Here is a 24,462-nt window from a genome sequence, read left to right on the forward strand (position 1 = left end):
GGCCGCGGGGTGGGACAGCAGGGTGCTGTCGACGGCCGGGAAGATGTCCGCAGCGGCTGGGAACAAATCGGGAGTACGGCCCGTTGAGCCTTCTGACAACCTTGAGTGCCCTGGACTCAAGTTCGAATTGACTCCCGACGCGGTTCGGGTGCAAACTTGAGCCGAGGGCGCTCACCAAGCGCCAACATCGCAGTTCGGTACGAAAAAACTCTGCCTCCGGAACTGCAAAACGAAAGTGAGGAACACTATGGCTCGTGCGGTCGGTATCGACCTCGGTACAACGAACTCGGTCGTGTCTGTGCTGGAAGGCGGCGAGCCCGTAGTGGTCGCCAACGCCGAAGGCTCTCGCACCACCCCGTCGATCGTCGCCTTCGCCAAGAACGGCGAGGTGCTGGTCGGCCAGCCCGCCAAGAACCAGGCGGTCACCAACGTCGACCGCACCATCCGCTCCGTCAAGCGCCACATCGGCACCGACTGGAACGTGGAAATCGACGGCAAGAAGTACACCCCTCAGGAAATCAGCGCGCGCACGCTCATGAAGCTCAAGCGTGACGCCGAGGCATACCTGGGTGAAGACATCACGGACGCCGTGATCACCGTCCCCGCCTACTTCGAGGACGCCCAGCGTCAGGCGACGAAGGAAGCCGGCCAGATCGCCGGCCTGAATGTGCTGCGCATCGTCAACGAGCCCACCGCCGCGGCACTCGCCTACGGCCTGGACAAGGGCGACAAGGAACAGACCATCCTGGTGTTCGACCTCGGTGGCGGCACCTTCGACGTCTCACTGCTCGAGATCGGTGACGGCGTCGTCGAGGTCCGCGCCACCTCCGGTGACAACCACCTCGGTGGTGACGACTGGGACCAGCGCATCGTCGACTGGCTCGTGGAGAAGTTCAAGAGTCAGAACGGCATCGACCTGACCAAGGACAAGATGGCGCTGCAGCGCCTGCGTGAGGCGGCGGAGAAGGCGAAGATCGAGCTGAGCTCCTCGCAGAGCACCTCGATCAACCTGCCCTACATCACCGTCGACGCGGACAAGAACCCGCTGTTCCTCGACGAACAGCTCTCGCGCAGCGAATTCCAGAAGATCACCTCCGATCTGCTCGACCGCACCCGTGCCCCGTTCCAGGCAGTCATCAAGGACAGCGGTATCGCGGTCAAGGACATCGACCACGTAGTGCTCGTCGGTGGTTCCACCCGCATGCCCGCCGTCTCCGACCTGGTTCGGGAGCTCACCGGCGGCCGTGAGCCCAACAAGGGCGTGAACCCGGACGAGGTCGTCGCCGTGGGCGCTGCCCTGCAGGCCGGTGTCCTCAAGGGTGAGGTCAAGGACGTGCTGCTCCTCGACGTCACGCCGCTCTCGCTCGGTATCGAGACCAAGGGTGGGGTGATGACCAAGCTCATCGAGCGCAACACCACCATCCCGACCAAGCGGTCCGAGACCTTCACCACGGCCGACGACAACCAGCCGTCGGTGCAGATCCAGGTGTTCCAGGGTGAGCGCGAGATCGCCTCGCACAACAAGCTCCTCGGTTCCTTCGAGCTCACCGAACTGCCGCCCGCTCCGCGGGGCGTGCCGCAGATCGAGGTCACCTTCGACATCGATGCCAACGGCATCGTGCACGTGACCGCGAAGGACAAGGGCACCGGTAAGGAAAACACGATCAAGATCCAGGACGGCTCCGGTCTGTCCAAGGAAGAGATCGACCGCATGATCAAGGACGCGGAAGCGCACGCCGAGGAGGACAAGGCGCGTCGCGAGGAGGCCGAGGTTCGCAACCAGGCCGAGTCGCTGGTGCACCAGACCGAGAAGTTCATCAAGGACAACGAGGACAAGGTGTCCGGAGACGTCAAGGAGAAGGTCGAGGCTGCCATCAAGGAAGCCAACGACGCCCTGGCCGGCACGGACATCGCAGCGGTCAAGTCCGCGGTGGAGAAGCTGGCCACGGAGTCGCAGGCCCTGGGCCAGGCGATCTACGAGGCGAGCGCTGCTGAAGAGGCGGCGAACACCGACGGCGCCGGCAGCAACGGCTCCGATGACGTGGTCGACGCCGAGGTCGTGGACGAGCCTTCCGACGCGGAGAAGAAGTGACGTCCGACAACACCGAGCAGGAACCGGTCACTTTCGTGGACAAGCGGAAGATCGACCCCGAGACCGGTCAGGTGCGGGAAGCGGAACCGGTGACGGAGTCCCTCGCGGGCGCCGCCGCCGCTCCGCAGCCCGGCTCGGTGGACGAAGGGGAAGTGCAGGAGCAGGCTGCTGCGCCCGAGAGGGACGAGCTGGCCGAGCGCACCGCCGACCTGCAGCGACTGCAGGCCGAGTACGCGAACTACCGTCGCCGCGTCCAGCGTGACAAGCAGGTCGACATCGAGTCGGCCAAGGCGTCGGTGGTCGGTGAACTCATCGGTGTGCTCGACGATCTCGATCGGGCACGCAGCCACGGCGACCTCGACTCGGGGCCGCTCAAGGCTGTGGCAGACAAGCTCACCGGCGCGCTCACCTCTCTGGGTCTGAGCGAGTTCGGCGCGGAGGGCGATCCGTTCGACCCGTCGCTGCACGAGGCAGTGCAGCACGAGGGAGACGGTCACGATCCCGTGCTGGGCACCGTGATGCGAAAGGGCTACAAATTCGGTGACCGCGTCCTGCGGCATGCGATGGTAGCTGTGATCGATCGCGTCGAAGGCGGAGAGAATACCTCCGACGAGGCTGCACAGCCCGCCGAGTCGGAACAAGAATAAGAGCGAGAGGAGGAGACGCCCAGTGAGCCAACGGGAGTGGATCGAGAAGGACTTCTACAAGGAGCTGGGCGTCTCGTCCGACGCGTCCGCGGACGAGATCAAGAAGGCGTATCGCAAGCTCGCCCGCGACCTCCACCCGGATGCGAACCCCGGCGACACCAAGGCGGAGGAGCGGTTCAAGTCCGTCAGTGAGGCGCACGCCGTGCTGTCGGATCCCGCAAAACGCAAGGAGTACGACGAAGCCCGGCGCCTGTTCGCCAGCGGCGGTTTCGGCCGGGGTGGATTCAGCCCCGGAGCCGGTGGTGGCTTCAGCCAGGGCGGTTTCGACATCAACGACCTGTTCGGCGGTGGCGGCGCCGCGGCCGACGGACTCGGTGACCTCTTCGGAGGACTGTTCAACCGCGGTGCCGGCGGCGGCGCCACCCGCACGTCCAGTCGTCCGCGTCGTGGAAGCGACGTGGAGACCGAGACGACGCTCGAATTCCGTGAGGCCACTCTTGGTGTCACGGTTCCGCTGCGCCTCACCAGCCCATCGCCGTGCACCACGTGCCACGGCAGCGGAGCCAAGCCGGGAACCAGCCCGCGGGTATGCCCCCGCTGCAACGGAACCGGGATCGTCAGCCGCAACCAGGGCGCCTTCGGTTTCAGCGAACCGTGTGACGACTGCCGCGGTACCGGCTCCATCATCGATTCTCCGTGCGAGGTGTGCCACGGCAACGGGGTGACCAACCGCACCCGCACCATCACGGTCCGCGTTCCGGCCGGTGTCAGTGACGGCCAGAAGATCCGGCTGGCCGGGCAGGGGGAGGCGGGCCTGCGCGGTGCGCCGTCGGGTGATCTGTTCGTCACCGTGCGGGTGCGACCCGACAAGGTGTTCGGCCGCAACGGCGACGACCTCACCGTCGTGGTGCCGGTCAGCTACGGTGAACTCGTGCTCGGTACGACCGTCTCCGTCCCCACCTTGGAGGGGCGTGTCGGCGTGAAGATTCCGGCGGGAACAGCGGACGGACGCATCCTCCGCGTCCGCGGCAGAGGCGTCCCCAAGCGTGGCGGCGGGGCAGGTGACTTGCTGGTCACCGTCAAGATTGCGGTACCGCAGAAACTGGACGACCCCGCAGTCGACGCATTGAAAACCTATCTGGAAGCCGAAAAGGCCAGTGGGTTCGACCCCAGGGCCGGGTGGGCAGGTGCGTGATGACCGATACAACTCAGGAACCACACGACGCGTCCGTTGACCCCGATGCCCAGATCTTCGTGATCTCGGTAGCGGCGGAGCTTGCGGGGATGCACGCCCAGACGTTGCGTAACTACGACCGTCTGGGCCTCGTCACCCCGCACCGCACCCAGGGTGGCGGCCGACGCTATTCCCCGCGCGACGTCGCACTGCTCCGCGAGGTCCAGCGCCTCTCCCAGGACGAGGGTGTCAACCTCGCCGGTATCAAGCGCATCATCGAACTCACCAATCAGGTGGAAGCGCTACAACACCGGGTGCGGGAGCTGGCCGAGGAACTCGCTCAGGTACACGCCGGCTACCGGCGTGACCTCGTTCCCATCCCCCGCAGCAACGCACTCGTCGTCTGGAAGCCCAGACACAAACGCTGATCGAGTAACACAAGCGCTGGCTTAGCGGTGACACAAACGCTGACCCAGCGGTGGTTATCGGTCGCGGTTGCCCCAGCGGGACCCGCGGCGAGTGCGTGTGCGCGGAATGTCCATCTCCTCGAGACGTGCCTTGATCTCCTCGGTGGTCCACATCGTTCGGGAGACTGTCGGGGTGGGGGTGTCGTTGACGTGCATGATCATGGTCTCTGCTTTCGTCGAAAGTTCGGTGGTCGATAAGGATCGGTAGTCGGTCGGATCGTCAGGGATGTCCGTACAGGTGGTAGCCGACGTTCATGTTCGGGTAGCCGGAGTCGATCCAGCTGCTGATGCCGTAGGTGTGGCCGAAGTCGGCGTCCACGCGAGTGCCGTCCACGTCGGTGGTGTTGCTGTAGTTGTCGGCGCGGAACACGGCCTGAGCACCACCGGGTAGCGAGTAGGTGGCGTCCACCTCGACGCCGTTCGGGTCGTTGGAGAATGCCTTCACGATCTGGCTGCTGTGCGGGGCGAGGTAGTCCGACGGCGCTTGAATCCACTGCCCGTAGGGGTTCGACGAACCCGCGAGGACCATCGGCAGGTCGGTGTCGTTGCTGATCGTCATCGCGATCGTGGGGCCCGACGTCGGCATCGTTCCGGCGGTGGCGACACCGCTTGCGGCCACGGCGAGACCGGCGACGGTCAGTACCGTGGCGGGCAGGGCGAAAAACAGGGCTACGCGGCGGCGGGTGGGGGTACGCATGGTGGATTCTCCTGTGCTCGGTAGGAAAGAGTCTGTGGGGGAGTGGAACTCGGTGTCCGTGTCCCGTTTCCGGTGTGCATCAACTATGTCGCGGATCAGGGCCGACGTCTGTCCACCGACAGGACGGAGAGCGGGATGAACTCGAGGTCCACCGATCGGGGGACACCTTCGCCGCGAAGTGCTCCGCGCGGGCCTCGTCTCGTGAGAAAGTGAGCAATGGGCTTCGCCGGAGTCACATCGCATCGAGCCGCGCCGTGAGCATCGTGCGTGTCGTGGTGGGCGACGACCATCCGATCTTCCGGGACGGAGTGGTCCGGGCGCTCGTCGCCAGCGAGGACATCGAGGTGGTCGGGGAGGCCGACGACGGTGCCGCGGCCCTCGCACTCATCCGTTCCCTGGTGCCGGATGTCGCGCTGCTCGATTACCGCATGCCCGAACTCGACGGTGCGCAGGTGGCGGCGGCGGTGCGCAAGGCCGAACTGACCACGCGAGTGCTTCTGCTGTCGGCCCATGACGAGTCGGCGATCGTGTATCACGCGCTGCAGGAGGGGGCCGCGGGATTCCTGCCGAAGGAGTCGACCCGCGCCGAGATCGTCCTGGCCGTCCGCGAGTGCGCGCAGGGCCGCGACGTGCTGCCGGCGTCCCTGGCCGTGGGACTGGCAGGCGAAGTTCGTCGCCGCAGTGAACCGGCCGGGCCCACACTCAGTGGCCGCGAGCGGGAGGTGCTGGTGTTGATCGCCCGGGGGCAGAGCATCCCCACGATCGCCCGCGAGCTGTATCTCGCTCCGTCGACGGTGAAGACGCACGTACAACGCCTGTACGACAAGCTGGGTGTGAGCGATCGGGCCGCCGCCGTCGCCGAGGCGATGCGACGCGGGCTGCTGGAGTGACGTGCCGGCTCCCTTCCAGCGGCGCGTAGTCCGGCGCTACACCACCGAAGCGGTTCGGGTCACGGCCGTGCTCCGGTTGCCGCTCATCGGGCTCATGGCATTACTGGGCCCGGTGATCCACGTATCGCATTGGCAGCCGGACGTTTTCACCGGTCTGCTCATCGTCTACGCACTCGTCGCCGTGATCTGGCTCGCCGTCGTGCTCATGCGGGAGGTGGGCCCGTGGGCGGGGTGGGCGTCCACCGCCGTCGACGTCACCGCAGTGCTGGCCTTGTGTATCGCCTCGGGCGGTGCGACGTCGGTGTTGCTGCCGGTGTTCTTCCTGCTGCCGATCTCGGTGGCCTTCCAGTACCGGCCCCGTCTGACGGCGATAGTCGGACTCTGTACGGCCGTGGGATATCAGGCCGTCTGGATCGTGTACTCCAAGCGCGACGATGCCGTCGGCTTCCCGGACGAGGTGTACCTGTATGTCGGCTTCCTGTTGTGGCTCGCGGCCGCGACCACTGCGCTGTCCTATGTCCTCGTCCGGCGATCGGCCACAGTCATCTCACTGCTCGACGTCCGTAAACAGTTGGTCGCTGAATCGATGGATGCCGAACAACGTGAACGCAGGCAGCTGGCCGAGAATGTGCACGACGGCCCGTTGCAGAACGTTCTCGCCGCCCGCCTCGACGTCGAGGAGGCCCTGGAGAGGCATCCGGACGACAGGCTCACCGCTGCCGAGTCCGCATTACGAGAGGCCGCAGGCCAACTGCGCTCCACGGTGACGACGCTGCATCCCCAGGTGCTCGCCCAGCTCGGACTCACCGCGGCGTTGCGCGAACTGGCCGACACACATGCACACCGCGGTGGCCTCGAGGTGCGGACGGCCCTCGACGAGGTGGGGCATCCGGCCGCGAAGGAACTGCTCTACCGGGTGGCCAGTGAACTCCTGGCGAACGTGGGCAGGCATGCTCAGGCCACGACCGTCGAGTTGCGGCTCACCCGCGAGCGCGGGCGGTTGGTCATGACTGTCGAGGACGACGGCGCCGGATTCGACCCCGCCGTCGTTCCGAAGCGGGTGGCGCAGGGCCACATCGGGCTGGCGTCACACATCGTCCGGGTAGAAAGTTTCGGCGGCTCGTTCGATCTGACCTCGGCGCCCGGGAGGGGAACGCGGGTGGTGGTCACCGTGCCCGACGCAGACTGAACGCCCAATCGGTTGATGGCATTCCACGCTGGGTAAACGGTGAGCATCCGATGTCGCCTCAAAGATGTCGCCTAGAAAAGGAGTGCTATGAGTACACGTGATGCGTCTGTCACCCGTTCGCCGGTGCAGATCGCTGCCCTCGCCGTGGGTGCGGTGTTCTTGCTCGTCGGGATACTCGGGTTCATTCCGGGAATCACCACGGACTACGACGCCCTCAGCGGTGCGGGCCACCACTCGGAAGCGAAGCTGCTGGGGATCTTCCAGGTGTCGATCCTGCACAACGTCGTGCACCTGCTGTTCGGTGTGGCCGGCATCGTCCTGGCGCGGGCGGCACACACCGCACGCCTGTTCCTCATCGGCGGTGGCGTGATCTATCTCGTGCTGTGGATCTACGGGCTCCTCATCGATCAGGAAAGTTCCGCCAACTTCGTGCCGGTCAACACGGCCGACAACTGGCTGCACTTCGTGCTCGGTGTCGGGATGATCGGACTGGGTGTGCTGACGGCACGGATGGGGGCCACGCCGGCAACCGACGCGACCCGTCCGCACTCGCCCATGGACTGATCACCGGTCGTGGCGACCCTCGGCGAACTCCTCGACGATCTTCGAACAGAAGGCGGGGAGGTCGTCGGGGTTGCGGCTCGACACCAATCCGTTGTCGACCACGACCTCTTCGTCGACGACGTTGCCGCCCGCATTGCGAATATCCGTGCGCACGCTCGGATAGGACGTGAGTGTGCGGCCGCGGACCACGTCGGCTTCGACCAGGGTCCAGGGTCCGTGGCAGATGACGCCGACAGGTCTGCCGGAGTTCACGAAGTCGCGGACGAAGCCGACTGCCGACTCGTCCTGGCGCAGGTGGTCGGGGTTGGTGGTGCCGCCGGGAAGGATCAACGCGTCGAAGTCTTCCACCGACACATCACCGACAACGGCGTCGACCTCATAGGTTCCGGCCTCGTTGACGTCCGACTTCATGGCCTGAATACGGCCGGGGGACAACGAAATCAGACGCACCTCCGCGCCGGCGTCCTCGACTGCCCTGCGTGGTTCGACGAGCTCGACTTCTTCGACGCCGTCGGTGGCGAGGATGGCAACTTTCCGGCCGCGCAGTGTTTCAGCCGATGTCATGGCTACTCCCTTCGTTCGATTTTCAGGTAACGCGACGTAGGTCGTGGGTCGACGGCCCCTCCAGAACCTTGCCGTCGGAGGCGAACCGGGAACCGTGGAGGGGGCAGTCCCAGGTTTCTTCGGCGTCGTTCCACTTCAGCACCCCGCCCAGGTGGGGACACACCACGCAGACGCGCTCGGTGTGGCCGTCCTTCGTGTGCTCACCGACGGGGACCAGTCCTTCCCGGATTACACGGGCGGACGGTGCGGGATTGTCTGCAGTGCGGCGACCGAGGAGCGCACCGCCCCACCCCGAGGCGAGGTGGACGGCGACGGAGCCGTTGAGTTTGGCGGCGGCCGTCACGTCGAACACCTGGTGGGGCGACCAACTGTGGAACGCGTCGGCCCAGCGGATGTGCCCGCCGAGGATGCGTGCGGACAGTACGAGAGCGGCGGAGACGGCGTTGGTCATGCCCCACTTGGCGAATCCGGTCGCGACGAGAATGCCCTCCTGTCCTGGTACGAGCGGCCCGACATAGGGCAGCTTGTCGAGTGACGAGTAGTCCTGGGCCGACCAGCGGTGGGTGAGGGTGGTGCCGGGGAAGTGTTGGGTCGTCCAACTGATCAGATCGTCGACGGCACCCTGAGCCGAGTCGGTGCGCCCGACTTCGTGACCGTTACCGCCGACGAGCAGCTTCGTTCCGTCCGCAGCAGGGCGTAGCGAGCGGGTGGGCTGATCGGCGCTCAGATACATGGCGTCGGGTGCGCCGCCGGGGATGTCGAATGCCGCGGCATACGACCGCTCCGGCGACAGCCGCGCGAAGAACCCGCCACGGTCGAGTATCGGAATACCCGTTGCCAGAACCACCCGGTCGGCTCGAATGTCGCCATGGTCGGTGGTGAGAACCTGCGACTTCGGTACCGAGCGTGCGCCGGTCACCCGCCGACGTTCGAAGACGGTCCCGCCGTGCGAGAGGATGTCTCGCGCGAGTGCCTGCAACACGGGCATCGGATCGATGTACGCCTGATCGTCCAGAGTGACCGCTCCGGCATTCGGCACCGGGATGTCGAGGTCGCTGACGAGTCGCGCGGACAGTCCGGCGGCGCGGCACGCGGCGTACTGTGCCTGAACGGATTCGGTGCCCGAGGACGTCTGCGCGTAGGTGAAATCCGGTGCGATGCCGACCGGGATGTCGCGTTCGTGGCAGTACCGGATCAACCACTGCTGGCCCTCGAGATTGCCTTCGACGTACGAGCGGAGTGTGTGCGTGGCATGCCGGCGCGCGATCTCGGCAAGCCGTGTGCCTTGCAGGATACTGACCTTGCCCGTGGTGTTTCCGGTGGTGACAGCCCCGAGAGTCCGGGCTTCCACGACGGCCACCCGCTGGCCGGAACGCGCGAGCAGCAACCCTGTGACGAGGCCGGTCAGGCCGCCGCCCACCACCACTGTGTCGTATCTTCCGCGCTCGTTCCAGGACTGCTCGGCGTCGACGGAAAGGCTGAACGGTTCGGTTCGGTCGAGCCACAGAGAGGTCATGGTGTGCGCTTTCCCTTCTGATCTGTCGTTGAAACGACGCGCCTTCGGGTGCCGGGCGGCACAGCGCCCGAAGGGTTTTCGTTGAGAAAGCTTGGACGACTACGGCCGCAGCAGGATCTTCACTGCGCCGTCCTGCTTCTTCTGGAAGATGTCGTAGGCGTGCGGCGCCTGATCCAGCGGAAGCTCGTGAGTGGCGAAGGTGTCGACGCCCAGCGGGTCGTCGTCGGTGAGCAACGGAAGGATGTCCGGGACCCACCGCAAGACGTTCGCCTGCCCCATGCGGAGCTGAATCTGCTTGTCGAACAATCGGAGCATCGGCATGGGGTCCGCCATCCCGCCGTACACACCGCTCAGGGAGATCGTGCCACCCCGGCGGACGATGTCGATGGCCGAATACAGCGCATGCAACCGGTCCACTCCGGCCGTCGTCATCAGAGGTCCCGCGATGGCGTCCGGCAAGAAGGAGGTCATCTGATGGAGGAGTTTCGCACCCGGCGACCCGTGTGCTTCCATGCCTACCGCGTCGATGACGGAGTCGGGGCCACGCCCATCGGTCATCTCGCGGATCACGTCACCCAGATCGTCCTTGGCGTCGTTCAGGTCCACTGTCTCGATCTGCCGTGCCTGCGCACGGGCGAGGCGCTCGGGGACGAGATCGACCCCGATGACCCGAAAACCCTTGTGCGCGGCGATGCGTGCCGCCATGTCCCCGATCGGGCCGAGCCCCAGAACGACGACGGAACCGCCGTCGGGTACGGCAGCGTATTCCACCGCCTGCCAGGCGGTCGGCAACACGTCGGACAGGTAGACGAACCGTGAGTCCGGAGGTCCTTCGGGCACGGTGATGTGCGTGTTCGCCACGTGCGGGACCCGAAGGTACTGCGCCTGGCCGCCGGGCACGCTGCCGTACAGCTTCGAATACCCGAACAGGGCCGCACCGGACCCGTGCTCACGAATCTGTGTGACCTCGCACTGGGTGTACAACTTCTGATTGCACATGTAACAAGCGCCGCAGGAAATTTGGAACGGGATGACGACGCGGTCCCCGACCCGAACATCGGTGACTGCAGACCCCACCTCGCGGACGATGCCCATGGGCTCGTGACCGAGGATGTCGCCCTCTTTCATGAAGGCGCCCAGCACCTCGTAGAGATGGAGGTCGGACCCACAGATGTTCGTGGTCGTGACTTCGATGATGGCGTCGGTGGGCTGTTCGATCACCGGATCAGGGACGGTGTCCACGCTGACCTTCCGCTTACCCTGCCAGGTCACGGCCTTCATCGCGCTCTCCGATTCGCCTTTTTGATGGCCTCTACCAGTTCGTCCTTCTTCATCGTCGATCGACCGGAAACATCGAGCCTGCGGGCAATGTCCATGAGGTGTTCCTTGCTGGCGTTGGCGTCGACTCCCTCGGCGGTCTCTCCCGACGCGTTCGGGCCGCCGCTCTCGGCCCGCTTGTCCGAGGGGCCTTTCTCATCCTTCGCTTCCCAGTGGTCTCCCACCTTCTCGAAGCTGTGCTCGAGTGCCGCGTAGGCGACGCGGTGGGCGCGCTCTTCGTCGTGGTACTCGTCCATCGCCGAGTCGTAGGCCTTCGTGAACGTGCGCTGGGCCTTGTCCGGTGACTTCTGCAGCGTCGAGGGAAGTTCGCTCTTCTTCGGCTTTCCACTCTGGGTGGTCTTCGGCACGGGATCCTCCTCATGTGGGTGGTGCCCTTTCGAGCACGGGTACCCGGGGAGGACGGGCTCAATCGGGGCGTGCGCCCGCAGGCGTCAGTCGGATAGTCCGTCGAGGGTTTTCGCGAGGAGCGAGAGCGCATGCTCGGTGGTGGCGTCGACCACGTCCTTCGGGTCGCCGTCGAAGTGCTGCAACTCGGCGCTGACCTCGTCGCCTGCGATGACGCCGAACCACACGGTGCCGGGCGGCTGACCGTCCTGCGGGTCCGGTCCACCGGCACCTGTCACCGCAACAGCGACGTCGGCGTCGAGTATCTCGGCGACCGCTGCCACCATGGCGCGGGCACTGGCCTCGCTCACGACGGGGCCCTCCGGCACCTTCAGTACTCGATGCTTCACTTCGCTGGAGTAAGCGACGATGCTCCCCCGATACCAATCCGACGACGACGGCGCGGCTCCGAGGACGCAGGAAATCTGGCCGCCGGTCAGTGATTCGGCAGTCGCGACGGACACCTGTGCGCGCCCTGCCGCGTCGGCGATACGTTCGGCGGTCGTCTCGTTCGAACCCATGTCTTCACGTTAACGGAACCGCGCCGCAGGCTCTCGGGTAAAGGGGAAGCGATGGCCGACGTCGACCCCATCGCATTAGTGGAACAGGTTCCAGTTTTGCCGAAATCCGGTTATGGTGTCGAGGACCGGAGGACAACGGACACTAGGTCGCCGGACCAAGCGGCTCGGCGTCGCGGGAACGAAAAGGACGACTGATGACCGACGAGCTCGCACAACTGCATCGCCCCGCCTTCGCGGCCGATCTCCTGATCACCGCGCTGGAACGCAACACCGACAAGCCGGCCCTGTACCTCGGCGATGTCGTGCTCACCGGCGGTGAGATGCGCGATCAGATCAGCTGCTTCGCGCAGGCACTGGCCTCGCTCGGAATCGGCAAGGGCACCAGCACGGCGATGCTGTCCAAGAACCGGCCCGAGGTTCTCATCAGCATGGGCGCCACCATGATCTCCGGTTGCCGGGCGAGTGCCCTCAACCCGATGGGTTCGCTCGACGACCATCTCTACATCGTCGGCGACGCCGAGATCGAAACTCTGATCTTCGACCCGAACGCTTTCGAGGACCGCGCGGCACAGCTGAAGGAGCAGTGTTCCTCCATCGAGAACGTGTTGTCGCTGGGGCCGTCCGAGGTCGGTATCGACATCCTCGCGCTCGCCGCCACATTTACTCCGCAACGCCTGCGCGCGGCAGAGGTGGACGCCGACGACAACAGCAGCATGGTCTACACCGGCGGCACGACGGGCCAGCCCAAGGGCGTCGTCGGGTCCTACCAGTCCGGGGCCACCCTCAATCAAATTCAGATGGCGGAGTGGCAGTGGCCGGAAGAGCCGCGCTTCCTCATCTGCACGCCGCTGTCGCATGCCGGCGCCGCCTTCTTCATTCCCACCCTGCTGCGCGGTGGCGCGCTGATCGTGCTGCCCGCGTTCGAGCCGGGTGCCGTGCTGGAGGCAATCGAGAAACACAAGATCTCGGCCACCATGCTCGTGCCCACGATGATCTACCTCCTGATGGATCATCCCGACCTCGCCCGGCGCGACGTGTCGAGCCTGGAGACGCTGTTCTACGGCGCCTCGGCGATGTCGCCGGCCAGGCTGAAGGAAGGTATCGAGAAGTTCGGGCCGATCTTCTTTCAGTTCTACGGCCAGACCGAATGCGGGATGACCATTGCGGTTCTGCGTAAAGAGGAGCATCTGCCCAACGACCCCAGCAGGCTCGCCACCTGTGGCCGGCCGGTGCCGTGGCTGAAGGTGGCGCTGCTCGACGACGATCTCAACGAAGTTCCGCAAGGTGAACTCGGGGAGATCTGTGTCCGTGGTCCACTCGTCATGAAGGGGTACTGGAACAAGCCCGAAGAGACTGCCGAGGCGTTCCGCGGTGGATGGCTACACACGGGCGACATCGCGCGCAAGGACAAAGACGGTTTCATGACCATCGTCGACCGCAAGAAGGACATGATCGTCACCGGCGGCTTCAACGTGTTTCCCCGAGAGGTCGAAGACGTGATCTCGGCGCATCCCGCCGTCGGCTCGGTCGCCGTCGTGGGCGTTCCTGACGAGAAGTGGGGCGAAGCAGTCAAGGCCTGTGTGGTTCTGCGCGCCGGGCAGAGTGTCGATGCGGCGGAGCTCGTCGAAAAGGTGCGGGCGGCGAAAGGGTCGGTTCATGCGCCCAAATCGGTCGATTTCGTCGAGACGCTTCCGGTGACGGCTCTGGGCAAGCTGGACAAGAAGGCGCTGCGGGCGCGCTACTGGGAGACGTCGGACCGGTCGGTCGGTTAGCGGGACCTGGGCATCTATCGAGGGACCTGGTCGGCGGCACAGCCGTCGCACCTATAGTCTGCCCAAGTACTTCGCGGCGTGGCCGCGTTCAGTCGGTGACGAGGATGCGCGGTGGATTCACAGGCAATATCCCTGGTCCGGTCGAGTTTCAAGGCAATTGCAGCAGTACCGGACGGGCCGCAGACGCTGTCGGGGTCGTTCTATGCCCTGTTGTTTGCACGGTATCCGGAAACACGTGACTTCTTCCCTGCGGCGATGGATGTGCAGCGCGACCGATTGATCTCCGCTGTCCAGTACGTAATCGACCGCCTCGAGCAGTCCGGGCAGATCCTCACCTACCTGGCGCAGCTCGGCCGCGACCACCGCAAGTACGGCGTGCAGGACGCGCACTACGTCGCGGTGGGCAATTCCCTGATCGCCGCGGTGGAACAATTCCCGTCCACTGAGCCGTGGACCGACGAACTCGAGCAGGCGTGGCGTGACGTGCTCTCCGTCATCGCCGCCACCATGATGGACGCCGCGAACGCCGAGTCGGGGCCACCGGCGTGGGGTGCCACTGTCATCGAGCATCTACCGGTTCGCAAGGACATCTCGGTGGTCCGGCTCCGACTCGACGAGCCGATGAGCTACAACCCCGGCCAGTACGTGAGCGTGCAGGTGCCCTCGCGGCCCAGGATGTGGCGCTATCTCTCGCCGGCAAACCCGCCCAACGACGAGGGCATCATCGAGTTCCACATACGCCGGGTGTCCGGCGGCTGGGTCAGTCCGGCCATCGTCACCCAGACACAGGTGGGTGAGCGGTGGGTGGTCGGATCACCGCTCGGCGACCTCGGGGTCCGGTTCGAGAACGGCCGCGACGCCCTGATGATCGGTTCGGGTACCGGCATCGCCCCGCTGCGCGCCCAGATACTCGACATGGCCCGGCGCCCGCAGAATCTTCGGGTACATCTGTTCTTCGCAGGCCGCTATCCCTGCGACCTGTACGACCTGGGCACGCTGTGGGCTCTCGCCGAACAGAATCCGTGGCTCACCGTCGTGCCCGTCACCGAAGAAGACGAGGACCCCTGGTGGTACACCGGCCCCAGCAGCGCGGCGCTGCCCGGCATGCACCGCAGGCTCACCGGCAAGGTCGGCCAGGTCGTCGCCGACTTCGGGACGTGGTCCGAGCGCGACATCCAGCTGGTCGGATCCGAGGCGATGATCAATACCACCAAGTTCCGGCTGCAGGCGGCGGGAACTCCGCCGGAGAACATCCGGCACGATCCGTCGTACTGATCCCGCCCGGTCAGTACGGGTCGTACTGGATGTTCTCGGCCGGTGTTCCGGTATCTCGCAGGCGGTCCAGGGTGGCGCGCACCATGGCTGCCGACCCGCACACCAGTACTTGGTGGTCGGTGAAGGCCCCGTAGGACGTCACGACGTCGGGCAGGGTGCCCTCGATGAGGTCGTCGTCGGAGAACCCGACGTCCACCCTGGTCCGCTCGTGCCATTCGTCGGCCCAGTCGGGATTCGTGATGCTCTCCACCACCGGGACCACGGTGAGCCAGGGCAGATTCTGCAACAGCAGGTAGAGCATGTCGGACGCGTAGAGGTCCCGTGGCGTCCGGTCGCCGACGAACAGGAAGACCCGCGGCGGATTCGGCTTCCGCGCGAGGTCCAGCAAGATGGATCGGAACGGGGCCAACCCCGTGCCTCCGGCGATCATGATCACGTCCGGCCCGTCCTCGTCGACCGACATCGTTCCGCGAGGTTCGAGGATCTGCCACTGGTCACCGGGTTCGGTATCCGACACGATGTCGCCGCTCACCCAGCCGCCGGGCACGGTCCGCACATGGAACTCCAGCTTGCCGTCCAGTGACGGGGGCAGCGCCGGCGACAGCCTGCGCAGCAACCGCGGGTTCTGGGGCACGCTGACGTCGACGTACTGACCCGGCCGGAACGGGACGTACTCGCCGACGAGGCGGATCACCGCAAGATCTTGTCGCAGGCGGTGATGTTCGACGACGGTGCTGATCCAGGTGGTCTGCGTGGCGTGCATGTGTGTGCTGTTCTCCCGACGTGGAACCGGACTTCGGATGGCTGGCGAATCGGCGGGCCGACGACGCTAGACGAGGGGATCGTGCCGGATCAGTTCCGGTGGTGTACCGCCGCTCTGCAACGCATACACGGTGGTCTTGATCATTGCGGGCGAACCGGAGATCTGGATCTGCCGGTCGGCCCACGACCCGAACCGGGCGACCACCTGACCGAGCCGCCCCTGAAGTCGTCGATGCAGGCCCGGTGGCTCGTCTGGGACGGGTACGGCATGCCACCACGGGTTCTCGTTTTCCTCGGAGACGGGCACCACGGTGAGCCACGGGTTGCTGAGCGACAGCTGCCAGAGCGTCTCGATGTCGTAGAGGTCGCAGGGGTACTTGCCGCCGACGAACAGGTGCACGCGCGGATTCTCGGCCTTCATGGCCATGTCCATCACCTGCGCGCGCAGGGGAGCGATACCGGTTCCCGAACCGATCATGAGTACGTCGCGGCCGTCGGCGCGATCGACCTCGAGCCCGCCGAGCGGCGAGCTCAGCAGCCAACGGTCACCCACCTGCGTCTCGTTCACGATGGCCGGGCTGACCCAGCCGCCCGACACCCGCCGCACATGGAACTCGATCTGCCCGTACGGGTTGGTGGGAATGGCCGCGGACAGGTACCGCCACAGGCGAGGGCGTTGCGGGATCTGGACACTGAGGTACTGACCGGCCGCGTAGGGGATCGGGGAGTCGGCCTCGAGCCGGACCACCGCAAGGTCGTCGAGGAGGCGTTCGTGGCCGACGACGGTAGCTCCCCACGCTGCGGGGAGGTCGTCGTTGTCGGCGGCGTCGGCCATCGTGTGGAGCAGTAACTCGATCAGTTCCGACCAGGCGGTAGTGAGCGACGGGGTCCAGATCGCCCGGGTGAACGAATCCTGGACAGCGACGAGTAAGGCTCTCGCCGACGCCGAGTAGTGCCGGCCTTCGACGCCGTACTTGCGGTGATCGCGGCCCAGCTGGGCGAGGAATCCGAGGACGCGGTCCTGGTCCTCGAGATTGTCGATGACGAATTCGAGCGCCTGGAACAGTCGGTGCTTCTGCTGATCGAGCGCGGCCGGGAAGAGTGACCGGAACTCAGGCTGCTCGGCGAAGAGCGTGGAGTAGAAGGTGGTGGCGAGGCGAGTGCGCCCCTGCTCGGTGGAGAGGATCGACGAAAAGCTTGCGCGCAGACGCGAAATCACGAGCGGATCGAGGCAATCTCGTGTCAAGCCGTCCCCTGTGTCGTGCGTGTCGATACGAACTCCTGCATTCTAGCCGTCGGTCGCCGGGACTCCGGGTTACGGCAAACGTCACTTCCGGCGAATCGCAGGCCGATTCGGCGGGTCGCGCGTCGGCGTTCGTGACGGACAAGGCACGATATGCATCCGGTACCGGTCGGGGAGGAAATCAGGGGGGGCCATGCGGGCTGACGGTGCAAGACTGGGCGGTCCACGGCGGCGCGGCGGTGGCGCCAGGCGGCTGTCGACGGTGGCCGCGGGAGTGCTGGCCGTGGTGCTCGCGGCCCTGATGGGACTGCCGACAGCAGCGGCGGAGCCTCGCGGAGCTACCGAGACGATCACGGCCGAGCAGGCCGCGGACGGATCGCGGCTGGTCGAGGTCAGGTCGGTGGGGGATGCACAGGCCGACTTCATCGTCCACTCGGCCGCGATGGACAAGAACATCACCGTTCGCGTGTTTCCGGCCGCGTCGGCGCGGCGTCCCACCGTCTACCTGCTCGGGGGCGTGGAGGGCAACTCTGAGAAGAACGGGTGGGAACCCAGGGCGGATGTCGGACGGTTCTTCGCTGACGAGGATGTCAATGTGGTCATTCCGTTCGGCGGCGAGTCCAGCTACTACGCCGACTGGAAGCGGGACGACCCGAAGCTGGGCAGGAACAAGTGGCAGACCTTCCTCACCGAGGAACTGCCGCCCATCGTCGATTCCGCCCTCGATGCCAGCGGAAGCAATGCGATCGCGGGGCTGTCGATGTCCGCCACCAGCGTGCTCAATCTCGCGATTGCGCGGCCGGGACTGTATCGAAGCGTCGGCGCCTACAGCGGCTGCGCGATGACCAGCAATCCCGTGGCCCGCCGATACGTCGAGATCACTGTCGCGGATTTCGGCGGCAACCCCGAGAACATGTGGGGCCCGGCCGACGACCCGCTGTGGATCGCCAATGATCCCTTCGTCAACGCAGAACGACTCCGGGGCACCACCCTCTATCTCTCCAACGGGACCGGATTCCCCGGAAAGCACGACACGTTGGAGTCCCGCACGGTCGGCGGTGACCGCGGCACCCTCGCCACCCAGGTGGTGGTCGGGGGAGTGATCGAGGCCGTCACGAACGACTGCACTGTTCGGCTGGCCGAGAAGCTGAACACGCTCGGCATACCCGTCACGGTCGACCTCCGGCCGGCCGGCACGCATTCCTGGGAGTATTGGAAAGAGGACCTCTACACCTCGTGGCCGATGATGGCCGCTGCGATCGGCGCCTGAAAGTGGGCACGATGGTGGAGGAACTCCAAAAAATCCAAAGTTGAGCGGAACAGACTCAACCTTTCGTGCGTTAAGAAGAGTGACAGCGTCGCCAGGTCCCTCCCGGCTCCGGCGACGGACCGCTCTACTTCGCCAGAAGAGGTGACCAGTGGACTCGTTCAATCCGACCACCAAGACCCAGGCCGCGATGACCGCTGCGCTCCAGTCGGCGTCGTCGGCCGGTAACCCCGATATCAGGCCCGCGCATCTACTCGTGGCCCTGCTCGATCAGACCGACGGCATCGCCGCACCGCTGCTCAAAGCGGTCGGGGTCGATCCCACCGCGGTCCATCGCGAAGCGCAGACCTTGGTCGACCGGCTGCCCAAGACATCCGGGGCCACCACCACACCGCAACTGGGGCGCGAGGCCCTAGGCGCCATCACCGCTGCGCAACATCTCGCCACCGAACTCGACGACGAGTACGTGTCCACGGAGCACCTCATGGTGGGGCTCGCATCCGGCGACTCGGACGTGTCGCACCTCCTCGGACGGCACGGTGCTACCCCGGAAGCCCTGCGCGACGCGTTCACCACCGTCCGTGGCAGTGCTCGCGTCACCAGCCCCGACCCCGAGGGGACCTACCAGGCGCTCGAGAAGTACTCGACCGACCTCACCGCCGCGGCACGGGCAGGCAAGCTCGACCCCGTGATCGGGCGCGACAATGAAATCCGCCGAGTGGTCCAGGTATTGAGCCGCCGAACCAAGAACAACCCGGTGCTGATCGGCGAGCCGGGTGTCGGTAAGACCGCCATCGTCGAAGGGCTCGCTCAGCGCATCGTCGCGGGCGACGTTCCCGAATCGCTGCGCGGCAAGTCCGTCATCTCCCTCGACCTCGGTTCGATGGTGGCGGGTGCCAAGTACCGCGGCGAGTTCGAAGAACGGCTCAAGGCGGTTCTCGACGACATCAAGAACTCGGCCGGCCAGGTCATCACGTTCATCGACGAGTTGCACACCATCGTCGGCGCCGGTGCCACCGGTGAATCGGCGATGGACGCCGGAAACATGATCAAGCCGATGCTGGCCCGCGGTGAACTTCGGCTCGTCGGCGCTACCACGCTCGACGAGTACCGCAAGCACATCGAGAAGGACGCGGCGCTCGAACGGCGTTTCCAGCAGGTCCTCGTCGGCGAACCCTCCGTCGAGGACACCGTCGGCATCCTGCGCGGACTCAAGGAGCGGTACGAAGTGCACCACGGTGTGCGCATCACCGACTCCGCGCTGGTCGCCGCCGCCGCCCTCAGCGACCGCTACATCACCTCCCGGTTCCTCCCCGACAAGGCCATCGACCTCGTCGACGAGGCGGCTTCGCGGCTGCGGATGGAAATCGACTCCCGTCCCGAGGAGATCGACACCGTCGAACGGATCGTTCGCCGCCTCGAGATCGAAGAGATGGCGCTGCAGAAGGAGTCCGACGAGGCGTCGAAGGAACGGCTCGACAAGCTGCGCCAGGAACTTGCGGACGAGCAGGAGAAGCTCAACCAGCTCACCACCCGGTGGCAGAACGAGAAGCAGGCCATCGACTCCGTCCGCGAAGTCAAGGAGCAGCTCGAGAACCTGCGCGGCGAAGAAGAGCGCGCCGAACGCGACGGCGACCTGGGCCGCGCAGCCGAACTGCGGTACGGCAAGATTCCGCAGCTCGAGAAGGAACTCGAGCAGGCGTCCCGTGAGTCCGGCGCCGCCGGCGACGGCGACGTCATGCTCAAGGAAGAGGTGGGTCCCGACGACGTGGCCGACGTGGTGGCAGCGTGGACCGGCATTCCCGCCGGCCGCATGATGGAAGGCGAAACCGCCAAGCTGCTGCGCATGGAGACCGAACTGGGCAAGCGTGTGGTCGGGCAGAAGGAGGCTGTGCAAGCGGTGTCCGACGCCGTCCGGCGGGCCCGCGCCGGGGTGGCCGACCCCAACCGGCCCACCGGTTCATTCCTGTTCCTCGGCCCCACCGGTGTCGGTAAGACCGAGCTCGCGAAGTCGCTTGCCGACTTCCTGTTCGACGACGAGCGCGCCATGGTGCGCATCGACATGTCGGAGTACAGCGAGAAGCACTCGGTGGCCCGCCTCGTCGGTGCCCCGCCCGGATATGTGGGGTACGAGTCGGGCGGCCAGCTCACCGAGGCCGTGCGCCGACGCCCGTACACGGTCGTGCTGTTCGACGAGGTGGAGAAGGCCCATCCCGACGTCTTCGACATCCTGCTTCAGGTCCTCGACGACGGCCGGCTCACCGATGGGCAGGGGCGCACCGTCGACTTCCGCAACACCATCCTGATCCTCACCTCCAACCTGGGGTCGGGCGGAACCAAGGAACAGGTGATGGATGCGGTGCGGCACGCGTTCAAGCCGGAGTTCATCAACCGTCTCGACGACGTCGTGATCTTCGACGCCCTGTCGGAGGAACAGCTCGAAGCGATCGTCGACATCCAGCTCGACCAGCTGTCCCACCGCCTCGAGGCGCGGCGGCTGTCTCTGGACGTCTCCGACTCCGCGAAATTCTGGTTGGCGGTGCGCGGGTACGACCCCATGTACGGGGCCCGGCCGCTGCGGCGCCTCATCCAGCAGGCCATCGGCGACCAGTTGGCGAAGAAGCTCCTCGCCGGTGAGGTCAAAGACGGCGACACCGTGCCGGTGAAAGTGTCCGAGAACGGTGATTCGCTGGTCCTCGGCTGACCCGCCCGTGAGTGGCAAGGTGCGTCCGGCGTGCCTTGCCACTCACGCCTGTTTTCACAGGGCCGTCTTAAGTTGCGCTACTACCCTGAACCCCCGAACGCGCCGCGCTGCGCGCGAAGGCCGCACGAGCATGTTCGACCGGCAACCACACCCCGAGGGAGGGGCCCCGACCATGACGAACCCCGACGATCCGCGTACTCCTCAGGAACGCGCATACGACGACTCGGCGACATCGGGACCCGACGGCACGCAGTCGTGGTCGCGAGACGAGCAGCGGACGGAGTACCTGGGCAGCACCCCCGAACAGCCCACGCAACAGTTCTACACATCCGACCCCACCGCGGCGTACGGGCAGAACCAGCCGAACCCCACGCAGGCGCTCCCGCCGTACGACCCCAGATTCGACTCGGGGGCGCCGCCTCCCAACGCCACGCAGGCCTATCCGCCGTACGACGCGCAGCAGTACTACGGCGGGTATCCCACCGGGCAATATCCTCATGCCCAGTACCCGAACCCCCAGTACCCGCCTCAGCCGCCGGGTGAGGATCCTGACGACAAGAAGCCGCGCCGCGTCGCCACGTGGATAGCCGGTGCTGCGGCTGCCTTGCTGCTGATCGCCGTCATCGGTTTCGGTATCGCGCTCTTCACGTCGGCGCCGAACAACTCCTCGTCGTCGACGGTGGCGGCGCCGACCACGTCACGCCCGCCTGCGACCACCGCACCGCCGAGGACCAGCGCGCCCCCCTCCACGACCTCCGAGTCGCCGCTCGACCAGCTCCCCGGCGGGATCGGCGAGGCCATCGGCGAGGCGGGTGCTGCGTTCGGAACGATCAGCGCCAACGACGGCACGACGCTGACCCTCGACGCCATCGGCGGATCACAGGTGATGGTGCAGACCAACCCCCAGACCAACGTGATCGCCCTGGACGGGGCCACCGTCGCCGATCTGAAGCCCGGATTCACCGTCATGGTTCAGGGCACCAAGATCGAGAACGGCTCGATGATGGCGGAGACGATCATCAGCACGGAGCTGCCCCGCCTCGGCGGCAACTGACCAACGTGTCCTCGGCGCCGTCCTACACGGGGTGTCCCGGTACCGCATGGTCCGATTGTGCCGTCGACTCGCTAGGCTGATCACCGATGACGGGAATGTGGTTCGTACTGGCGTTGATCGCACTCGCAGGCGCGTGTGCGTTGCTCTATTTCGATCGCTCGCGGCGCGATCAGACCGGCCGTGTGCGGCAGATCTGGGCGAAGGCTCAGGGCTACACCTACGAGAGCGTCGAAGAACGGTTGCCGGCCAAATTCCACCGCGCCGCTATGGCCAAGCAGGAATACCTCAGCGCCCTCGATGTCGTGCGGGGCGAACGCCGGGGTGAGTCGTTCATCCTGTTCGACTTGGAGGAAACCGCGACCATCGTCGCGGTGCATCGCAAAGTGGGCTCCGATGTCGACATCGACCTCCGGCTCAAGTCGACGCCGCCGCCCAAGGATGCAGACCTCGAGTTGCTGGGGGCCATCGGGCCGCGGGTGGTTTTCGCCACCGACCTCGAGATCGCGCGCCGCGTCTGCGATCAGCGGATGGTCGCCTTCACCGAGTCGGTTCCTCCGCACGTGAACATGCTGTGGAGCGAGGGGGAGTGGACCCTTGGTTCGCTGCCCATCAACAGCACCGGGCGCGAATGGGATTCGGCGATCGAGGCGGTGGCCCGGCTGTCCGGTCTGCTGCACGTCCTCCCGCCGGTCATCGAGCCACGCGAACTCGACCGTCAACCTCACGACCCGAGCCGGCCACGACTGCGCGAAGGGCGCCCAGCCGAGGGACGCCCAGCCGAGGGGCGCCCAGCCGAGGGGCGTGCCGCGGCGCCGCACCCGCCGGCCGGTGGTCGTCCTCCCCAGGGGCGCCCCCGCTCGTGAGTGGTTGACGAGTCCAGGGACTCGTTAACCGCGCACATGCGTGCCGCGCCTTGCTACCGTCACCGGTATGTCGACGCCTTCGAGCTCCGCCGACCTCCCGTCCGCTTCCGACGAAGCCCCTACGCGACCGGTCGCCCTCGTCACCGGCCCCACCTCCGGGCTGGGCGCGGGGTTCGCTCGCAAGTTCGCCTCGCTGGGTTACGACCTGGTGCTCGTCGCCCGTGACGAAGGGCGGATGCGCGAGCTCGCCGCCGAGACCAAGGCGAGGTTCGACACAGAGTGCGAGATCCTCGCCGCCGATCTGGCGACGACCGCGGGTCGATTGGAAGTGGCCGGGCGTCTGAACCAGGGCGTCGATGTACTGGTCAACAACGCGGGCTTCGGCACCTCCGGTGAGTTCTGGACCGCAGACCCCGGGCTGCTGCAGGCTCAGCTCGACGTCAATGTCACTGCCGTCATGCAGCTCACCCGGGCGGCGCTGCCGGCGATGATCGCGTCGGCCAACGGCACGGTCATCAACGTGGCCAGTGTGGCCGGGCTTCTCTCCGGCCGCGGCTCCACCTACTCGGCAAGCAAGGCGTATGTCATCTCGTTCTCCGAGGGGTTGTCGGGAGGTCTGGCGGGGACAGGTGTTCGCGTGCAGGCGTTGTGCCCGGGCTTCATTCGCACCGAGTTCCACGAACGCGCCGGAATCGAAATGACTTCCATCCCGAAGGTCATGTGGCTCAGCGTCGAGCAAGTGGTGGCGGCCTCCCTGGCGGATCTCGAGAAGGGAAAGGTCGTCAGCGTCCCGGGCGCCCAGTACAAGGTGCTTACTTCGGTCGGACGGCTGGTCCCGAAGAGCGTTGTGCGTCGCCTCACCAACGTGGTCGGCCGGGGCCGTGGCCGCACGTAGCGGTGGGTAGGGTTTCTGTCATGAGTGATCGCGAGGATTTGGCCGCGCTGGTGCGGAAGCTGGCTGTAGTGCACGGCAAGGTGACGTTGTCCTCGGGCAAGGAAGCCGACTACTACGTGGACCTGCGCCGCGCGACGCTGCATCACGAGGCCGGCCCGCTGATCGGGAAATTGCTTCGTGAGCTGGTGTCGGATTGGGACTTCGACGCGGTGGGTGGACTCACGATGGGAGCCGACCCGGTGGCGATGGCCGTCATGCACGCGGCGGGCAGGCCGATCGACGCGTTCGTCGTCCGTAAGGCAGCCAAGGCGCACGGGATGCAGCGCCAGATCGAGGGACCGGACGTGGTCGGCAAGCGGGTTCTCGTTGTCGAGGACACGACCACCACCGGCAATTCCCCCCTGACCGCGGTGAAGGCGCTCCGTGACGTGGGCGCCACCGTGGTCGGTGTTGCCACCGTCGTCGACCGTGCCACCGGAGCCGACGACGTGATCGCGGCCGAGGGGCTGGAGTACCGGTCGCTGCTCGGCCTCGCAGATCTCGGACTGAACTGACTCAGGGCAGCGACGGGAAGATGGGTGATC

24 protein-coding genes are annotated in these 24,462 nt (G+C 66.1%); 15 read left to right on the plus strand and 9 right to left on the minus strand.

Features of this window, described 5'->3' with window-relative positions; all coding sequences use genetic code 11:
• Nucleotides 1-247 precede the first annotated feature (247 nt).
• The 4 genes from dnaK to HYG77_RS22815 are packed head-to-tail and all read left to right on the plus strand — an operon-like array spanning nucleotide 248 to nucleotide 4,341.
• Nucleotides 248-2,092 carry a molecular chaperone DnaK gene (gene dnaK / locus HYG77_RS22800; RefSeq protein WP_109332799.1) on the plus strand — a complete coding sequence of 615 codons (1,845 nt, stop codon included), beginning with the start codon at nucleotides 248-250 and terminating at the stop codon, nucleotides 2,090-2,092.
• Nucleotides 2,089-2,739, plus strand: coding sequence for a nucleotide exchange factor GrpE (grpE, locus tag HYG77_RS22805; protein ID WP_109332798.1), 651 nt, complete (start codon nucleotides 2,089-2,091; stop codon nucleotides 2,737-2,739). The genes dnaK and grpE overlap by 4 nt, the downstream gene beginning before the upstream one ends.
• Before the next feature lie 22 nt (nucleotides 2,740-2,761).
• Entirely contained in the window at nucleotides 2,762-3,934 is a 1,173-nt protein-coding gene (gene dnaJ, locus HYG77_RS22810; RefSeq protein WP_109332797.1) for a molecular chaperone DnaJ, read from the plus strand.
• A complete protein-coding gene (locus HYG77_RS22815; protein WP_109332794.1) occupies nucleotides 3,934-4,341 on the plus strand; it encodes a helix-turn-helix domain-containing protein in 408 nt (135 codons plus the stop codon). The genes dnaJ and HYG77_RS22815 overlap by 1 nt, the downstream gene beginning before the upstream one ends.
• A 54-nt stretch (nucleotides 4,342-4,395) precedes the next feature.
• Here HYG77_RS22815 and HYG77_RS22820 read toward each other — a convergent pair whose 3' ends face one another.
• Both HYG77_RS22820 and HYG77_RS22825 read right to left on the minus strand, forming a co-directional pair.
• Nucleotides 4,396-4,542: a hypothetical protein gene (locus HYG77_RS22820; RefSeq protein WP_208960719.1), complete on the minus strand. Its 147-nt coding sequence runs from the start codon at nucleotides 4,540-4,542 to the stop codon at nucleotides 4,396-4,398.
• A gap of 58 nt (nucleotides 4,543-4,600) precedes the next feature.
• Entirely contained in the window at nucleotides 4,601-5,077 is a 477-nt protein-coding gene (locus HYG77_RS22825; protein ID WP_109332793.1) for a hypothetical protein, read from the minus strand.
• 263 nt (nucleotides 5,078-5,340) lie between these two features.
• Between HYG77_RS22825 and HYG77_RS22830 the strand changes: the two genes are divergently transcribed.
• The 3 genes from HYG77_RS22830 (at nucleotide 5,341) to HYG77_RS22840 (ending at nucleotide 7,720) form a co-directional block, all read left to right on the plus strand.
• Nucleotides 5,341-5,967, plus strand: coding sequence for a response regulator transcription factor (locus HYG77_RS22830; RefSeq protein ID WP_208963490.1), 627 nt, complete (start codon nucleotides 5,341-5,343; stop codon nucleotides 5,965-5,967).
• A 1-nt stretch (nucleotide 5,968) separates the two neighbouring features.
• The gene (locus HYG77_RS22835) at nucleotides 5,969-7,156 is read left to right on the plus strand and encodes a sensor histidine kinase (RefSeq protein ID WP_109332791.1); all 1,188 of its coding nucleotides are present in this window, start codon (nucleotides 5,969-5,971) and stop codon (nucleotides 7,154-7,156) included.
• A gap of 87 nt (nucleotides 7,157-7,243) precedes the next feature.
• Nucleotides 7,244-7,720 (plus strand): DUF4383 domain-containing protein, encoded by a 477-nt coding sequence (locus tag HYG77_RS22840; RefSeq protein ID WP_109332789.1) that lies wholly within the window; start codon nucleotides 7,244-7,246, stop codon nucleotides 7,718-7,720.
• On the opposite strand, the gene HYG77_RS22845 is transcribed toward HYG77_RS22840, so the two are convergent.
• From HYG77_RS22845 to HYG77_RS22865, 5 genes are all read right to left on the minus strand, one after another.
• Nucleotides 7,721-8,284 (minus strand): type 1 glutamine amidotransferase domain-containing protein, encoded by a 564-nt coding sequence (locus HYG77_RS22845; RefSeq protein WP_109332788.1) that lies wholly within the window; start codon nucleotides 8,282-8,284, stop codon nucleotides 7,721-7,723.
• Nucleotides 8,285-8,306: 22 nt separating this feature from the next.
• Complete coding sequence (locus HYG77_RS22850) at nucleotides 8,307-9,800, minus strand: FAD-dependent oxidoreductase (protein WP_208960720.1); 1,494 nt, start codon at nucleotides 9,798-9,800, stop codon at nucleotides 8,307-8,309.
• Between the two features lie 99 nt (nucleotides 9,801-9,899).
• Entirely contained in the window at nucleotides 9,900-11,081 is a 1,182-nt protein-coding gene (locus HYG77_RS22855) for a zinc-dependent alcohol dehydrogenase (RefSeq protein ID WP_208960721.1), read from the minus strand.
• Nucleotides 11,078-11,485, minus strand: coding sequence for a ChaB family protein (locus HYG77_RS22860; protein ID WP_208960722.1), 408 nt, complete (start codon nucleotides 11,483-11,485; stop codon nucleotides 11,078-11,080). Before HYG77_RS22860 ends, HYG77_RS22855 begins: the two co-directional genes overlap by 4 nt.
• An 84-nt stretch (nucleotides 11,486-11,569) precedes the next feature.
• Complete coding sequence (locus HYG77_RS22865) at nucleotides 11,570-12,043, minus strand: CinA family protein (RefSeq protein WP_208960723.1); 474 nt, start codon at nucleotides 12,041-12,043, stop codon at nucleotides 11,570-11,572.
• A 194-nt stretch (nucleotides 12,044-12,237) separates the two neighbouring features.
• On the opposite strand from HYG77_RS22865, the gene HYG77_RS22870 reads away from it, so the two are divergent.
• Entirely contained in the window at nucleotides 12,238-13,815 is a 1,578-nt protein-coding gene (locus tag HYG77_RS22870; RefSeq protein ID WP_208960724.1) for an AMP-binding protein, read from the plus strand.
• A gap of 111 nt (nucleotides 13,816-13,926) precedes the next feature.
• Nucleotides 13,927-15,090 (plus strand): globin domain-containing protein, encoded by a 1,164-nt coding sequence (locus HYG77_RS22875; RefSeq protein WP_109332781.1) that lies wholly within the window; start codon nucleotides 13,927-13,929, stop codon nucleotides 15,088-15,090.
• A gap of 10 nt (nucleotides 15,091-15,100) precedes the next feature.
• On the opposite strand, the gene HYG77_RS22880 is transcribed toward HYG77_RS22875, so the two are convergent.
• Entirely contained in the window at nucleotides 15,101-15,853 is a 753-nt protein-coding gene (locus tag HYG77_RS22880) for an FAD-binding oxidoreductase (RefSeq protein ID WP_109332778.1), read from the minus strand.
• A 66-nt stretch (nucleotides 15,854-15,919) separates the two neighbouring features.
• Nucleotides 15,920-17,071, minus strand: a complete 1,152-nt coding sequence (locus HYG77_RS22885) for a globin domain-containing protein (RefSeq protein WP_208963491.1) — start codon at nucleotides 17,069-17,071, stop codon at nucleotides 15,920-15,922.
• A 325-nt stretch (nucleotides 17,072-17,396) separates the two neighbouring features.
• On the opposite strand from HYG77_RS22885, the gene HYG77_RS22890 reads away from it, so the two are divergent.
• The 6 genes from HYG77_RS22890 (at nucleotide 17,397) to pyrE (ending at nucleotide 24,432) form a co-directional block, all read left to right on the plus strand.
• On the plus strand, nucleotides 17,397-18,365 hold the full coding sequence (locus tag HYG77_RS22890; RefSeq protein WP_208963492.1) for an alpha/beta hydrolase family protein: 969 nt from the start codon (nucleotides 17,397-17,399) through the stop codon (nucleotides 18,363-18,365).
• A gap of 148 nt (nucleotides 18,366-18,513) precedes the next feature.
• The gene (clpB, locus tag HYG77_RS22895; RefSeq protein WP_208960725.1) at nucleotides 18,514-21,066 is read left to right on the plus strand and encodes an ATP-dependent chaperone ClpB; all 2,553 of its coding nucleotides are present in this window, start codon (nucleotides 18,514-18,516) and stop codon (nucleotides 21,064-21,066) included.
• Nucleotides 21,067-21,238: 172 nt separating this feature from the next.
• Complete coding sequence (locus HYG77_RS22900) at nucleotides 21,239-22,120, plus strand: hypothetical protein (RefSeq protein WP_208960726.1); 882 nt, start codon at nucleotides 21,239-21,241, stop codon at nucleotides 22,118-22,120.
• Nucleotides 22,121-22,215: 95 nt separating this feature from the next.
• A complete protein-coding gene (locus HYG77_RS22905; protein WP_208963493.1) occupies nucleotides 22,216-22,983 on the plus strand; it encodes a hypothetical protein in 768 nt (255 codons plus the stop codon).
• A gap of 67 nt (nucleotides 22,984-23,050) precedes the next feature.
• A complete protein-coding gene (locus HYG77_RS22910; protein ID WP_208960727.1) occupies nucleotides 23,051-23,878 on the plus strand; it encodes an SDR family oxidoreductase in 828 nt (275 codons plus the stop codon).
• A gap of 20 nt (nucleotides 23,879-23,898) precedes the next feature.
• Nucleotides 23,899-24,432, plus strand: a complete 534-nt coding sequence (pyrE, locus tag HYG77_RS22915) for an orotate phosphoribosyltransferase (protein WP_109332769.1) — start codon at nucleotides 23,899-23,901, stop codon at nucleotides 24,430-24,432.
• Nucleotides 24,433-24,462 lie beyond the last annotated feature (30 nt).

The sequence above is a fragment of the Rhodococcus sp. ZPP genome, from assembly GCF_017656075.1.
In the GTDB taxonomy this organism is placed as follows: Bacteria; Actinomycetota; Actinomycetes; order Mycobacteriales; family Mycobacteriaceae; genus Rhodococcus_F; species Rhodococcus_F oxybenzonivorans.